The 14,554-nt window shown below is 65.3% G+C and carries 12 protein-coding genes and 1 pseudogene; 6 read left to right on the forward strand and 7 right to left on the reverse strand.

Annotation, left to right across the window (positions count from 1 at the left end):
• Positions 1-323 precede the first annotated feature (323 nt).
• The 3 genes from AC3WR3_RS19125 to AC3WR3_RS19135 all read right to left on the reverse strand — a co-directional run bounded on the left by AC3WR3_RS19125 (position 324) and on the right by AC3WR3_RS19135 (position 2,360).
• Entirely contained in the window at positions 324-1,370 is a 1,047-nt protein-coding gene (locus tag AC3WR3_RS19125) for an NAD(P)H-dependent flavin oxidoreductase (RefSeq protein WP_492292954.1), read from the reverse strand.
• Positions 1,367-1,648, reverse strand: a complete 282-nt coding sequence (locus AC3WR3_RS19130; protein ID WP_492292956.1) for a helix-hairpin-helix domain-containing protein — start codon at positions 1,646-1,648, stop codon at positions 1,367-1,369. The genes AC3WR3_RS19125 and AC3WR3_RS19130 overlap by 4 nt, the downstream gene beginning before the upstream one ends.
• Positions 1,649-1,718: 70 nt before the next feature.
• Complete coding sequence (locus tag AC3WR3_RS19135; protein WP_492292958.1) at positions 1,719-2,360, reverse strand: ribonuclease T2 family protein; 642 nt, start codon at positions 2,358-2,360, stop codon at positions 1,719-1,721.
• Between the two features lie 235 nt (positions 2,361-2,595).
• On the opposite strand from AC3WR3_RS19135, the gene AC3WR3_RS19140 reads away from it, so the two are divergent.
• Positions 2,596-3,156 (forward strand): gamma carbonic anhydrase family protein, encoded by a 561-nt coding sequence (locus AC3WR3_RS19140; protein ID WP_106884870.1) that lies wholly within the window; start codon positions 2,596-2,598, stop codon positions 3,154-3,156.
• A gap of 80 nt (positions 3,157-3,236) precedes the next feature.
• Here AC3WR3_RS19140 and AC3WR3_RS19145 read toward each other — a convergent pair whose 3' ends face one another.
• Both AC3WR3_RS19145 and AC3WR3_RS19150 read right to left on the reverse strand, forming a co-directional pair.
• On the reverse strand, positions 3,237-5,132 hold the full coding sequence (locus tag AC3WR3_RS19145; RefSeq protein WP_492292961.1) for a PhoX family protein: 1,896 nt from the start codon (positions 5,130-5,132) through the stop codon (positions 3,237-3,239).
• A gap of 255 nt (positions 5,133-5,387) precedes the next feature.
• The gene (locus AC3WR3_RS19150) at positions 5,388-6,296 is read right to left on the reverse strand and encodes an SAM hydrolase/SAM-dependent halogenase family protein (RefSeq protein WP_492292963.1); all 909 of its coding nucleotides are present in this window, start codon (positions 6,294-6,296) and stop codon (positions 5,388-5,390) included.
• A gap of 165 nt (positions 6,297-6,461) precedes the next feature.
• Between AC3WR3_RS19150 and AC3WR3_RS19155 the strand changes: the two genes are divergently transcribed.
• Positions 6,462-6,971 (forward strand): hypothetical protein, encoded by a 510-nt coding sequence (locus AC3WR3_RS19155; RefSeq protein ID WP_492292965.1) that lies wholly within the window; start codon positions 6,462-6,464, stop codon positions 6,969-6,971.
• Positions 6,972-6,979: 8 nt separating this feature from the next.
• Here AC3WR3_RS19155 and AC3WR3_RS19160 read toward each other — a convergent pair whose 3' ends face one another.
• Complete coding sequence (locus tag AC3WR3_RS19160) at positions 6,980-8,215, reverse strand: MFS transporter (protein WP_492292967.1); 1,236 nt, start codon at positions 8,213-8,215, stop codon at positions 6,980-6,982.
• Positions 8,216-8,451: 236 nt separating this feature from the next.
• On the opposite strand from AC3WR3_RS19160, the gene AC3WR3_RS19165 reads away from it, so the two are divergent.
• The 4 genes from AC3WR3_RS19165 (at position 8,452) to AC3WR3_RS19180 (ending at position 14,071) form a co-directional block, all read left to right on the forward strand.
• Positions 8,452-9,369, forward strand: coding sequence for a LysR family transcriptional regulator (locus AC3WR3_RS19165; RefSeq protein WP_492292969.1), 918 nt, complete (start codon positions 8,452-8,454; stop codon positions 9,367-9,369).
• 327 nt (positions 9,370-9,696) lie between these two features.
• Entirely contained in the window at positions 9,697-11,151 is a 1,455-nt protein-coding gene (locus tag AC3WR3_RS19170) for a GGDEF domain-containing protein (RefSeq protein WP_492292971.1), read from the forward strand.
• Between the two features lie 129 nt (positions 11,152-11,280).
• The gene (locus AC3WR3_RS19175) at positions 11,281-12,534 is read left to right on the forward strand and encodes a DEAD/DEAH box helicase (RefSeq protein WP_342059037.1); all 1,254 of its coding nucleotides are present in this window, start codon (positions 11,281-11,283) and stop codon (positions 12,532-12,534) included.
• A 217-nt stretch (positions 12,535-12,751) separates the two neighbouring features.
• Entirely contained in the window at positions 12,752-14,071 is a 1,320-nt protein-coding gene (locus tag AC3WR3_RS19180) for a ferric reductase-like transmembrane domain-containing protein (RefSeq protein ID WP_492292973.1), read from the forward strand.
• A gap of 93 nt (positions 14,072-14,164) precedes the next feature.
• On the opposite strand, the pseudogene AC3WR3_RS19185 reads toward AC3WR3_RS19180, so the two are convergent.
• Positions 14,165-14,248 (reverse strand): annotated as a pseudogene (locus AC3WR3_RS19185) (subclass B2 metallo-beta-lactamase); the annotation flags it as partial.
• Positions 14,249-14,554 lie beyond the last annotated feature (306 nt).

Raw genomic sequence — 14,554 nt, forward strand, 5'->3', positions numbered from 1 at the left:
TCGAGTCAAGCCTTATTTTCAAAGGCTTTTCGAGGTTATCGACTTGGCTTTCTGCGTTGCCGCTTGCCCTGTCGATGTGGCGCATTATAGAGACATTGATCACATTGGCAAGCACTGACTGCAATAAAATTGCAAAAAAAGGCCACTTATTAGTTATTCATATCAAAACACAGCTTTTGCACACACTTATTCACAGGCGGTCGTTAAAAAGGGCTCTGATTGATGCTCCCCCCCCCAACCCGGCAGGATCTCGACGCCATCCAGGCCAGAAGCCGGTGCCTGTAGGGACATCTATATAAAGGAAAGCTGCAGAAGAGAGGCCATCAGGCCAGATCGGCTTCGGCGGCCCAGGCTGCGATCAGCTCGGCGGCGGCCAGGGAGCGGCAACCCGAGACATTCTGTCCGGCCCAGAGCGGCGAGAAGCCGCTGTCACCGACCTTTTCAGCAGCGGCGCGCAACGGGGCCAATGCGCCGCTGGCATGGGGGAAGTCAGGAGGCAGCGCCGAGAGAGGGCCAAGCTCCCGCATCAAACGATTCACTATCCCCCGCGCCGGACGGCCGCTGAACAGATTGGTCAGTGCGGTGTGCCTGCCATGGGCCCCCTGCAGCGCCGCACGGTGCAGGGACGAGGTCGTCGCCTCGTGACAACAGAGGAATGCGGTTCCCATCTGGACTGCGCTGGCCCCCAGCGCCAGGGCGGCCCTGATCCCCTTGCCATCGACTATGCCCCCGGCGGCGATGACAGGCAGATCCACAGCCGCCACTATCTGTGGCAACAGCGTGAAGGTGCCCTGTTGCAGACCGAGATCCTGACTCAGGAAGTGGCCGCGATGCCCTCCCGCCTCCAGCCCCTGGGCTATAATGGCATCGGCGCCATGGTGCGCCAGCCACTGCGCTTCCGCCACCGTGGTGGCGCTGGCAAAGACGCTTGCCCCCGTGGCCTTCACCCGGGCCAGCAACCCGGGCGCCGGCAGGCCGAAGTGAAAGCTGACCACGGCGGGTCTGAACTCGCCAAGCAGAGCGGCATGCTCCGCATTGAAGGGGGCACGGCCGGGCGCCGTCGTCACGGCTCGGGCATCCACCCCGAACTCGGCATAGTAGGGCGCCAGCGCCTCTCGCCAGCGGTGCTCCTCGGCCGGATCAGGCTCACTCTGTCGATGGCAGAAGAAGTTGATGTTGAAGGGGCCAGGGCCACTGGCCGCCAGCTGTTCCAGCGCCTTGCGCAGCTCGGCCGTGCCAAGCATGGCCGCCGGCAAGGATCCCAGGGCACCCGCCCCCGTCACCGCCATGGCCAGCTCAGCGTTCTGCACCCCGGCCATGGGCGCCTGGATGATGGGGTAGCGCATCCCCAGATCGGCAAACAGGCTCATGCGCCGCCCTCTCCTTCTGCGGCGGAGGCCACCATCTGACTGCGCGCCAGCGCTATGGCACCGTCTATGGCCCCTCTGGCCTGCGGGCTGTTCTGCCAGCAGGTCGCGCCCAACATGCTGGCCACCAGCCGGACTATGTGGCCGCTATCCGCCTCGGCCAGCTCCCTCAGGCTGTGGTAGCCCAGCTGTTCGAGCCGCCCGATGACGGTGGGGCCAACCCCTTTCACCCCGAGCAGCAGGCTGCGCTCCCGTGCCGAAAACTGTTTCACGTCGGTCATTGCAGAGCTCCTTTCCGATGACTGCAGTTGCACATCAGGCCCGCAAGAGGCCTGATGAAGATAACGAGGGTCAGCGCACGCTGCGCAGCAGGAAGTCCGGCTGGCCGCAGGAGCGACGCTCCCGCTTTTGCATCTCGTCCGAGCAGGGGACGGCATCCGCCCCTTCCTTGTTGATGCAGATGTAGATCTCCCGCAGGAAACGCCCGCCATCGGCGCAGGCCACCGTGATGGTATCGGGGGCAAGCCAGTGGTTGGCAGCGGCCAGATCCGCCTTGAGCTGGAAGGCACTCTTGCGCAGCGGTTCGACCGGAGATTGGTAGGCGGCCGGGATCCGCACCTTCTGGCGCAGATCGCTGGCCAGTTGATGGAATGCCTCCTGGCTCAGGCCTGAGCAGGTGCCGTGCTTCTCCCACTCATGACCATAGAGGAAGCGGCTGGGGTAAAGACCGGCAAACGCCTGCTCCATGGCGGGATCCAGCCGCTCGCGGGTACAGCTGCCGGGATAGCCGCGCTGGTACTGGGGCCAGAGTCCGTGCAGCACGAAGCCCAACTGGCGGCTGCACTGCTCTCGATCGGCCGGCTTGATGGCGCAGTGCTCCGGTGACCAGGAGAGCGCCAGGGCGTAGTAGTCAAACTCACCTGGCCGCCCCTTGGCCTGCGCGGCCTGGGCGCACAGCAAGAACGCCGCCAGGAGCAGCATCATCTTCTTCATGTCATCGTCTCCGTCATCGCAGTCAGGCCGCCCCTTCTGACGAGGAACACGCCCGTTTGTCAGGCCCCATGCTCCCATACAAGGGAGTCAAAGAACAACCATGCCAAATGCCCTTACCAAGAGTGGGTCAGACCAGTAAAGGGTTCCCCCACCCGGATCAGAGGCGTAAGCTGACTCTCCGGCGAGCCTCTGCGTCCCGCCATTTTCCCCGATTTCATCAGCAACAGGACATGCCATGATCCGCAAGAATCCCTCCGGTCACCTTCCCGTTATCGACGAGTCCGCCTACATCGACAAGACCGCCATCATCTGCGGCAAGGTGATCATCAAGGAGAATGTGTTTGTCGGCCCCTACGCCGTGATCCGTGCCGACGAGGTGGATGAGAGCGGCGACATGGAGCCCATCGTCATCGGTGCCAACTCCAACATTCAGGACGGCGTGGTGATCCACTCCAAGTCCGGTGCCGCCGTCACCATAGGCGAATACAGCTCCATCGCCCACCGCAGCATAGTGCACGGCCCCTGCGAAGTGGGTAACCGGGTCTTCATCGGCTTCAACAGCGTGCTGTTCAACTGCCACATCGGCGAAGGATCCGTGGTGCGCCACAACTCGGTGATCGACGGCTGCGATCTGCCCCCCGGCTTCTATGTGCCCTCCACCACTCGCATCAACCAGCAGAGCGATCTGGCCCAGATCCCCCGCGTGACCGTGGATGCCACCGAGTTCTCCGAAGACGTGGCCCACACCAACATCGACCTGGTCAAGGGCTACAAGGCGCTCTCCAACGAGTTCTGAGTTCGCCTTGCTCCATCGAAAAAGCCGCCCGAGGGCGGCTTTCTCTTTTCTAACATTATCTCTGCTATAAGCCTGCCGACTCAGGCCCCTATGATGCCGCCATCGTCCCGGGTGATGCGCAGCACGGCGGAGCGGGGAATGCTGGTGCCGCCGTCCGGGAAGTGGGAGGGGGCCAGCTCTTCCCCCGGGTGCTGTACCCCGACGAACAGGGTGCGCCAGTCCGGGCTGAAGGTGAGGCCCGTGATCTCGCAGGCCACCGGGCCGGTCAGGAAGCGGCGCACCTCGCCGCTAGCCGGATCCGCGCACAGCATCTGGTTGTTGCCCATGCCGGCAAACTGCTTCTCGTTGGAGTAGTCGCCGTCTGTCTGGATCCAGAGCCGCCCCGCCTCGTCGAAGCCGATGCCGTCCGGGCTGTTGAACATGTTGTCCGGGTGGATGTTGGCACTGCCCGCCATCAAGCCCTCTTTATGAACGCCGGGGTTGCCCGCCAGCAGGAAGAGATCCCACTCGAAGCTGTCACTGCCGTGATCGCCCGCGGCCGGGCGCCAGCGGATGATCTGGCCATAGGGGTTCTCGGCCCTGGGGTTGGCGCCGTCCAGGGGCTGGTTCTCCTTGAGGCCGCGGTTCTTGTTGTTGGTCAGGGTGCAGTAGACCTCGGCCCTGTGGGGATGCACGGCCACCCACTCCGGCCTGTCCATGGTGGTGGCACCCAGCCGGGTCGCCGCCTCCCGGGCGAAGATGAGCACCTCCCCCTGATCGGCGAAGCCGTTCTCCCGGGCCAGGCCGTGCTGGCCGTGCACCAGGGGCAGCCACTGGCCTGTGCCCTTGAGCTCCCCCTCCCTGGCCTCGAAGCGGGCCACATAGAGGGTGCCCTCGTCCAGCAGATCCCGGTTGGCGGCATCGTTGCCCGGCGCCACCTTGTTCTTCGAGACGAAGCGATAGATGTGCTCCCCCCGCTCGTCATCGCCGAGGTAGACCACGGCGCGGCCATCCTGGTTGACGGTGAAGGCTGCGTTCTCATGCTTGAAGCGGCCAAGGGCGGTGCGCTTCTTCGGGGTGGAGGCGGGATCCTGCGGATCGATTTCCACCACCCAGCCGAAGCGGTTCGGCTCCAGGGGGTGTTTGGCGAGATCGAAGCGCTCGTCGAACCTGTGCCAGCCAAAGCCCGCGTCCTCGGCGGCCAGGCCATAGCGGGCGGCGCGCTGGTCCAGCACCGGCTTGCCCGCACTGCCGAAGTAGCCGTTGAAGTTCTCCTCGCAGGTGAGGTAGGTGCCCCAAGGGGTCTGGCCGTTGGAGCAGTTGTTGAAGGTGCCAAGGGCGGTGCGCCCCTCGGGGTCGGCCTGGGTCTTGAGCAGGGCATGGCCCGCCGCCGGGCCGCTCAATGTCATGGGGGTGGTGGCGGTGATGCGGCGGTTGAGGGCCCCCTTGGGGTTGGCCTGCCACTTGCCATCTTTTCGCACCAGCTCCACCAGGGAGACCCCGTGGGCCGCCTGGGCCTTGGCGACGGCCTCGGCACTGAGCGCCTTGCCGCCATCCGCAAACAGGTACTCGTAGTTGGTGTATTCGTTGTTGACGGCGAGCAGGGCGCGATCCGGGCCCAGGGGGAAGAAGCTCATGCCGTCGTTGTTGTCGCCGAACTGGCGGGCCTGGGCCCTGGCATCATTGCTCTGGGCAAAGGCGGGGGCATCGGCGAACAGGGCATCACCCCAGGCGATCAGCACCTCGGCCTTGTAGCCGGGCGGCACCACTATGGTGTCGGCCACCGAGGCGGGCACGGCCTGGAAACCGAGCAGCGGCTGGGTGGCGGCGGCCACGGCGCGGGCCACCGGATTTGCGGCAAAAAACGCCACCATGCTGGCGGCGCCAACCCCCTTGAGGAAGCCCCGGCGGCTGAGGCCGGCCTCGATCAGGCGGTTGAACTCCGGCTCCTGCTCACGGGGGTGGTTGGCACTGTCTCTCTCGTCAAAACGGCTCATCGGCTTTTCCTTGTTATCTCAGCGCAATCATTGCGTCATCACGGCGTCCGGCCACAGCATGGCGGCACTTTATTAAACGAAGATGACAACTGATGAGATAGCCGTCTGGCCCGGCAAGGCGCCACCGCCCAGAACAAGGGGCGGTGGACACGAGTCCCACCGCCCCGAATAGAGACATGACTGACTGCGTCTAGCCGCACTTCTTCAAGCTGATATGCCCGTTTGTAACGGATGACAGCCGCTGGCGGCCTCCCTCTAGCCGCATTTTTTCAGACTGATATGCCAGTTGGCGCCGGATTGCACCTGATGTTTTGCAGCGAAGCTCTCCATGTTCAGGGCCACCGACACCTGCAGCAGGCTGTTGAGGTAGACCAGCGTCTGCCCTTCCGGCACATCGCCAAAGCTGCTGACGTAGGGGGCCTTGCCCTCGTATTTGAGCGCATCCCCTTCGCTTATCCTGATGCAGGCGTTGTCCCCCTTGTGGATCCCCGCCCTGGTCAGCAAGGTGTCGTCGATGTTGGTCCAGACGTTGCCGTACTGCACATCCAGAATGGGGATGGTGCCCTTCAGGGTGCCATCGGCCTCGGCCACCGCCGGCTGGTAGGGGATGGTCACCACCTCGGCGGGCAGTTTGGGCCCCACCTGCTCGAAGCTGATGGCGCCGGAGGCGAGCCGAGCTCCCGTGTAGGCGTAAACGTCGCGACCGTGGAAGGTGTAGGACTTCTCGGAGCCCTTGAGGCGGTTGCGCTTCTCGTCGATCTGGCGCACAGCCTCGATGCCGAAGTGCTCCGCCACCAGGGTCAGGGTGCCGTTGTCCGGGCTGACGATGTAGTGGCCGCTCTTGGTCTTGAGCACCACGGACTTGCGATCCGTGCCCACACCGGGATCCACCACGCTCACGAAGACGGTGCCCTTGGGCCAGTAGTTGAGGGTCTGATAGAGGCGGTAGGAGGCCTCCCAGATGTTGTAGGCCGGGATCTCGTGGGTCAGATCCTGCAGCGGCAGGGTGCGGTCCACCCCGAAGGCGACCCCCTTCATGGCGGAGACGGCGCCATCCTTGAGGCCGAAATCGGTCTGGAACACCAGGGCCTCGCTGGCGAAGGCGCCAGCCCCCACCAGAGAGAGGGCGAGCACGAGGGCGCGGGGAGCGGTACGAATATCCATATCAGGACTCCTTGTGAGGGATGCGACAGAGAAGCGGAAATCTAGACGTCCAGAATGCCATTTCATGTCCCCTTTGCAACCCCTGATGCCCGAATGGGGGGAAAGCACTCGCCAGAGTGCTCCGCCGGGTGTATCCATGGGCATTCGAAGGCAGGAGAGCACCACATGACAGTAGAGAAACGCGACACCATCTTGCTGAGCCTGGGGGAGACCCAGAGCCGGGTGCAGATCACCGGGGCGGACGGCACCAGCCAGACCTTTTCGCTGGCACTGGGGCTCGCTGCCCTGACCCCGAGCCCCTTTCGCCGGGACCCGCCGAGCGCCCTGGAGCTGGAGCAGGCCATCCTGGTAGCGGAGGATCTGCCGACGCCCCTCGAGCTGGAGCAGGCCATCATGGTGGTGGAGGATGTGCTGATGCCCCTCGCGGCCCGGATCCCGCCCCACCCCGTGCTGCACCTGCAAAGCCCCGTGCCTCTGGCCGAGCCCCTCGGCAGCCGGGTGCAGAGTAGGGAGAACATAGAGCGGCTGTTTGGCCAGCTGGTTGCCATGGTGGAGGGGGATCCCCTGGCATCGGCCCAGTTGCCAAAGGATCGCCGTTTCGCCGCCGCCCTGCTGATCCTGCGGGAGTGGATGCACCACCTGGATGCCGGCAGCGTCGTCCTGGTCGATGGGTGATGCCCTCGTCAGGCGGCGGGCTCGAAGCGATGCCGTGACAGGGCCCAGGCCAGCCCAAGACTGGTCAGCGTGCTGCCGACGAAGAGCAGATCCAGCGCCGCCAGGAGGCCTGCACCGTCGCTCACCCAGCCCAGCAGCGCGGGCACCCAGTTCGCCACATAGGCGATCACATAGAAGAGGGAGAGCAGCCGCGCGTGGCTGGCCGGGGGGGCGATGCGATTGATCAGGGTGGCGCTGCCCACGAACACGGCCCCCTGGGCGTAGCCCGCCACCAGCAGCCCGAGTCCCGCCAGCCAGCCCGGCAACCCGTGCACGGCGCCGGCAAACAGCAGCACGCAAAGCGCCAGGGCCAGGCAGCCGCTTTGCAGGGTATGGCGGGCATCGAGGCGACGGGCCCAGAGCTGGCAAAGCCCGGAGAAGACCAGATAGGCCGCGACGAGATAGCCGAACAGCCCCAGATCCCTCATGCCCAGCAACTTGCTCACCACCTTGGGGCCGATGGCCAGCAGGCTGGCCGCCACCGCCCAGGCGGTGAAGAGCGCCAGGGCGCAGAGAAAGAACCCGGCCCCCGTGGCCCTGAGCCCCTCCCCCAGAGATCCCCCACCCGGCCCGCTCGGGGCGGCCGCCGTCGTCCTGGCACCTCTTGGCCAGCTCAGCACCAGGCCCGCGATGGCGCAGCTCGCCATCCCCAGGATCAGCAGGAAGGGCAAGGTGGTCGCGTAGCAGTCCAGTTGCAGCGCCAGGCCGCTGAACACGGGGCCGAGGGCCAGCCCGGCGGTGAAGGAGAGGGTGGCGCTCAGGGCCGCCCGCTTGCCGCCATCCTGGGGGCCAAAGCGCAGCAGCGCCACGTTGGCGGCGCCGGTCAGGCTGCCCGTGCCAATCCCGGCCAGGACCCGCGCCAGCAACAGGGACCAGAAGCTGTCGGCCAGGGAGAAGAGCAGGGCGCCCCCCGCTACCGCCAGCAGGGCGGGCAGGATCAGGATGCGAAGATCCGCCACCCTTCCCGCCAGGTTGCCCACCCCGAACAGGGCGATCAGCACGCCCCCCGCATAGCCGCCATAGATGAGACTGAGGCCGAGATCGCTCAGGGCCAGCGCCGCCTGGTAATGGGGATAGAGCGGGGTGGGCACGCTGCTGTTGAGCAGGGCCGACATCAGGGCCAGGGCCAGAAACCCGAGCAGGCGGGGGCGAACATCGACCTTGCTGCCGTGGGCAGCAGTTGGGGCGCAGGGGGATGACATCAAGACTCCAATCACAGACAGGGGAAGCGCTATCGGGAGCGTCATCATAGCGATCCCGCCCGCCCCGGGCTGCGGCAGTTCTGCATCATGGCGATTCAAATTTGCATCACCTTGGCAGTTGCGCTCCATCCCTTGAGTGGCCCCAGAGAGCGGGATCGGGCGGCCCCTTGTGCTGCCGCCCCCTCTGGCATCTAATACTCCGGCGCCAATCGGGCGTCCTGCTTGAGGGAGGAGCAAGCATGATCAACTGGGATGACGCCCGCTTCTTTCTGGCCCTGGCACGGCGGGGCAGCCTGCGCCGGGCCGGCCTCGAACTCGGGGTCGATCAGGCCACCGTCGGGCGACGGGTCGGCCTCTTCGAGCAGCAGCTGGGGGCCAAGCTGTTTATCCGCACCCCCAGGCACTATCGGCTCAGCCCCCTGGGGGAGGCGCTCTTGCCCCAGGCACAGGCCATGGCGCAGGCGGCCCTGGCCATGGATTGCGCGGCCAGCCTGGGGGAGCTGGAGGGGGAGATCTGCATCGCCACCACGGACACCCTGGCCCAGGGCTTCGTGCTGCCGGCCTTCAGCCTGCTGCGCCAGCGCCACCCCGGCATCCGCCTCAAGCTGCTGACCGCGGTCAGCGTGAGCGACATCCCCAATCAGGAGGCGGACCTCGCCATTCGCAGCGTGCGCCCCGAGCAGGGAGATCTGGTGGTCAAACGGCTCGCCACCATCAGGATGGGGCTCTACGCCTCCCCCGACTACCTGGCCCGCCGCGGCACGCCCCGCTCGGGTCAGGCGCTGCAACAGCACGACCTGCTGCTCTTTCCCAGGGAGCTGGTAGCCCGCCACTGGCTGAGCCTGTGCGGCGAACCCCTCCATGAGCCCAATGTGGTGCTGCAGAGCAACGCCCAGCTGGTGCTGATGGGGGCTGCCCGCCAGGGGCTCGGCATCGCCCTGCTCTCCACCTTCCTCGCCGAGGAGGACCCGGGCCTGGTGCGCCTGCTGCCCGACCAGCACGACCCCATCGACATCTGGATGGTGCTGCACCCGGATGTGCAGAAGACGGGGCGGATGCGCGCCCTGGTGGCGGCCCTGGAGGAGGTGTTCCAGCGCCATCAGGATAACCAGCCCCCCTCAATCCTCGCCACAACCCGCCAAACGCACACCGATTGAGCGGCTATGCCCAACGGCATTCTCCATGGCCCCTACTCGCCGAAGTCCCAGACAAGATAAGGCGCCGCGCCGCCGTACGACAGAGGGCGTCATGCCCTCTGATTGCCGCCATCCCCGCCAGTTTGCCTCCCCCGGCCACCAAGGCTGGGTGTGACCGTCTATCTTGTTGATATTGGCGGTTCATTTCTCGTGTACTGGTTGTTCAGGCCCCCCAATTTGGTCTGGTGATGCCAGGCAAAATCAGTTACAAGAAAGTCCTCTGTCACCACCCGGGAGCGTTATGGCATGGCGGGATCACTGTTGCGCACCCTGCCCCGCAGGTGGCTGATGCGATTCACACTCCTCTGCCTGGCGCTGGCGGGGCTGGGGCTGGTGTTCAACTACACCTACCTCAGCATCAGGCACGACATGCAGCTCATCACCGCCAAACAGCCGAACCTGTTCGAGGTGTTCTATCAGCGAGCCCGCGTGCTGGCGCCAGAGAAACTGGCCCGATTCATCGACAACAGCAGCATCAAGACACCCATCTTCAGCGAGAACGGGGATGCGACTGCCTATGCCTATGGCTATGATCTCGCCACCCTGGCTCGCCTGGCGGTCATCCCCATACTGCCGCCCGCCAACCAGATGCTCACCGCCTACCAATATGTGCTCTCCTACCCCGAGGTCCTCAACCTCTACGCCCTCTATAACGATCGTCGCATGCTTGGCATGGTGACGGACAAACGGATGCTTCCGAACCAGTTGCAGCCGGTCAACACCAACCTCAATGACATCGAGCCCTGGACCCACTATTTCGGCTGTGCCTTCTTCGCAGCCACCCATGTGCCCTGCAGCACGGATGAGGCCTGGGTATCGGACATCTACACCGACACCTTCACCGGGTTGAAGAACATCACCCTCTACTTCCCCTTCGTCTTCTACGATTCCGCCTTAGCGGACTACCGCTATGGCCTGACGGGCATAGACATCGCCATCGACGAGGCCTTCAAGGATGTGTTTCACCCCTTCGAGGGGCTCAATCCGACTCGCACCGTCATCTCTTTCGAGGAGGTCGAACCCTGCCGCCCCTTGCATCTCTGCCTGAATACCCGCTTCATGCAGACCAAGGCCGGCAACGACCTCTTTCTCAAGTGGTCATACAGCTACGGCGATGCCGTCCGGGCCGTGCTCTATGGCCCGGCCTTCAAGCTCTATCTGATCGCCCTGCTGCTGTTGATGCTGACGGGTCGGGGCATCTACAGTCGCCTGCGTACCCTGGCACTGACCGATCACCTGACCCGGCTGCCGAGACGGGACATCCTGGATCAGGGCCTGCTGCAGGAGCACGACTACCTGATGCTGCTGGACATAGACAACTTCAAGTCCATCAACGATACCCATGGTCACGGGGTGGGAGATCTGGCCCTCGCCGCCTTCGCCCGTCATCTGACGACCAATATGCGCAAGGGGGACAAGGCCATTCGCTGGGGGGGCGAGGAGTTCATCGTCCTCTACAAGGGGCTCAACGACGAGGCCAGCATGCACCAGACGGTGGCCCGCCTGCTGGCATCACAGCTGGTGATCCCGGAACTGCCCGCCCCCATCACCTTCTCGGCGGGCATCATCCGCATCCGCGATTACCTGACGGTCGCCGAGGCCACCGATCTGGCCGATGCGCTGCTCTACCACGTCAAGCAGCATGGCAAGCACAACATCGCCTTCTACTCTGGGCAAAGCATCGGGCTCATCAGACCCCTCGAGATGCAGGGCCAACCGGCAAAATCCAGGGAGCCAGGCTGACCCTGCCAGCGGCGCCTTCCCATGGAGCCGCAATCGCCTTCTGCTCCGGGGGGCGCTTCTGCTACCATCCCGGCCACTATCATTGTTTCCGTCACGGCCCTGGCCGCGATAACCCCACACTGGTGCCCTATGTCCATTGCCTCCTTTGCCGAACTGGCCCTCTCCCCCCGCCTGCAACAGACCTTGCGCGAGCTGGGTTATGCCGCGCCGACCCCCATTCAGGCCAGCGCCATCCCCCTGATTCTCGCGGGGCGGGACCTGATGGCGGGGGCCCAGACCGGCACCGGCAAGACCGCCGCCTTCGTGCTGCCGCTGCTGGAGCAACTGATGCAGCAGCCAGCAAGCGATGCCCCGCGCCCCATCCGTGCCCTGGTGCTGGTGCCAACCCGCGAGCTGGCGGTGCAGGTCGCCGAGAGTGTGGCGCGCTACGGTCAGGGCACAGGCCTCACCAGCGCCCTGGTCTACGGCGGGGTCAGCATTGCCGCCCAGGTGGAGGCGCTGAAAGATGGGGTGGATCTGCTCATCGCCACCCCGGGCCGCTTGCTCGATCACCTTCGCCAGGGGGCCCTGAGCCTTGAAAGCCTTGGCCATCTGGTGTTCGACGAGGCGGACCGCATGCTCGACATGGGCTTTATGGACGAGATAAAGGCCCTGCTCAGACAGATACCGGCGGATCGCCAGACCCTGCTGTTTTCGGCCACCTGCGACGACAACCTCTTTGCCTTGAGCCGAGTGCTCTTGCGCGACCCGGCACTGATCGAGGTGGCACCACGCAACACCACGGCCGCCGAGGTGGAGCAGCGGGTCTATGCGGTGGATGGGGATCGCAAGCTGGCGCTGGTCGAACACATGCTGACCGTGAAGGGCTGGGCACCGGCCCTGATCTTCAGCCGCACCCGCCAGGGGGCGGACAAGCTGGCCCAGCAGCTCGGCAAGGCGGGCATCAATGCGCTCGCCTTCCACGGCGATCTGTCGCAAAGCGCCCGGGAGAAGGTGTTGCTGGAGTTTCGCGCCGGCACCCTGCAGGCCCTGGTCGCCACCGACGTGGCGGCTCGCGGCCTCGATATCAGCGAGCTCAACCATGTGATCAACCTGGAGTTCCCCCATCAGCCTGAGGATTACGTCCACCGCATAGGTCGCACCGGCCGCGCCGGCAACAAGGGGCTCGCCGTGACCCTGTTCAGCCCGGAAGATGCGCCCCTGCTGGAGAAGGTCGAAGCCGTGCTCGACACCCGCTTGCCACAGCAGTGGTTCCCGGGCTTTGAGCCGGATCTCACCCGCTTCGACCCCGAGCCCCGCCGCAGCGGCAAGGGGGCACAGAAGCAGAAGGCCAGAAAGCAGGCCCTCGCGGGCAACAAGGGCGGCAAGGGGCGCAAGCCCTGATACCGGGATCCTGCGGGGAGCTCGGCCATGCGGGCCCTCCGCTTTCTCACTATCCTGGTTCGGATGAAGGGTTGGCTTCCGTTCTTCGACCGTGCTCCTTCCTGCGCCCTCCTGTTCAACCCTCTTCCTCTGACCCGGCGACCCTTTGCCACAACCTGCTACAAAAGAGGTAGTAAAGGGGCACACTCTTGCCACAAAGGGGGCGTGCAATGGAGGCATGGACAAGGAGGACATCATGAAACCCGCATCCCTCGTCTGGGCCCTGCCCCTGACTCTCACCCTGCTCTGGCTCGCAAGCCTCACCCAGTGGCCCGCCAGCTTCTGGCCCTGGCGCCACGAGCTGCTGATCCTGACCGGCCTGCTTGGCCTCGGCGCCATGACACTCTCTCTGCTGCTCGCCCTGCGCCTGCCGAGGCTAGAGGCCTGGTGCGGCGGGCTGGATCGCATGTTGCACCTGCATCGCAGCAGTGCCCTCTGGGCCACCGGCACCCTGATGGCCCACTGGCTGCTGGTGGAGGCCCCCAAGTGGGCCGTCACCGCCGACTGGCTGACCCGACCGGCGCGCCGCGGTGCTGGTGCTGGTGCTGGTGCTGGTGCTGGTGCTGGTGCTGGCAACGATGCCCTGTGGCACAGCCTCGGCAATACCCTGGGGGAGTGGGGTTTCTATCTGCTGCTGGCCCTGGTGGTGGTGAGCCTGCTTGCGGTGGTGCGCTACGAGCGCTTCAGGGTGGCCCACCGGCTGGCACCGGTCATCTATCTGATGGGCTGGCTGCACGGACTCTGCCTGCTGCCGCGCATCGGCGCCCTGACCCCGGTCGGCCTGACCCTGCTCATCGGCGGCGGGGTGGGCGCCCTGGGGGCGCTCTACTCCCTGTTTGGCCGGGTGGGCCGGGACGCGCGCCACCAGGGAGCGGTGAGCACCCTCACCCCCCTGGACGCACGCACCCTGGAGATCCGGGTCGCCCTGGCCTCTCCCCTGCAAGGCTATCGCCCCGGGCAGTTCGCCTTCTTCGACTTCGCCGGGCGCGGCGAGCCTCACCCCTACACCCTGGTGGATGTCTCGGCAGACTGCCGCACCCTGACCCTGGCGGTGCGCGCCCTCGGGGATCACACCAACTGGCTGCACCGCCACCTCAGGGTCGGCGATGCGGTCATCGTGACCGGCCCCTATGGTGCCTTCGCCCTGCCAGATCCGGCCCCCGCGCTCTGGGTGGGCGCAGGTATCGGCATCACCCCCTTCGTCGCCTGGCTGGAGGCCCTGGTGCGTAGTGGCGAGACACGCCCCGGCACCACCTTGCTGCAATGCGCCCCCACCGCCGAGGCCGCCCCCTATCACGTTCATCTGGCCGAGCTGTGCCGCCGGGCCGGGGTCGACTACCAACTGCACCTGGAGTCCGAGCGCGGCCGACTGGACCTGACCGCACTCGGGGCTCAGCAACATACTCCCGTCTGGTTCTGCGGCCCCGAGCCCATGGCGCAAAGCCTGGATGCCCATCTGGCCACCCCGCTGCACCGGGAGCTGTTTCGCTTCCGTTGACGGATCAGCCCGGCGCATTCAGCCATTGGCCGCCGGTTGATAAAACGGTGACAGGGAGACGGGCGGGCACGGGCCCCCTTGAGTGGGCCACGCCCCAGCTGCCCGCACGCTGCCGCCCCAGAAGCTCGCCACCAGTATCAAGGCCCCTGCCAACCCGTATTTGATCCAGGATTTCATCGTCTTGCTCCCCTCTTTTTAGCCCTCGCCACCCTGTGGCAAGCAGACCCATTTATCAGTGGACAGAAGATAGGGGGGATTTGTGAGGAAAGAATGAGGTTGTGTGAAGAGAAGGTGAAGTCTGGGGGGAGGTCAGGAGAAATCTGGAGCGAGTCACGACAAACATTGCGGTTGGCGGTGCTGGGAATTGAAAGCGGTAAAGGCTCAAAACATACAATCAGCGCCTTGATGTAGGGACGATTAGCGCAGCGTAATCGTCCGCATACCGCCGCGTACCGAGTCATGGCAAGACAGGCAGGAAACCCT

The organism is Aeromonas sp. EU05-FHT14A05 (assembly GCF_058791175.1).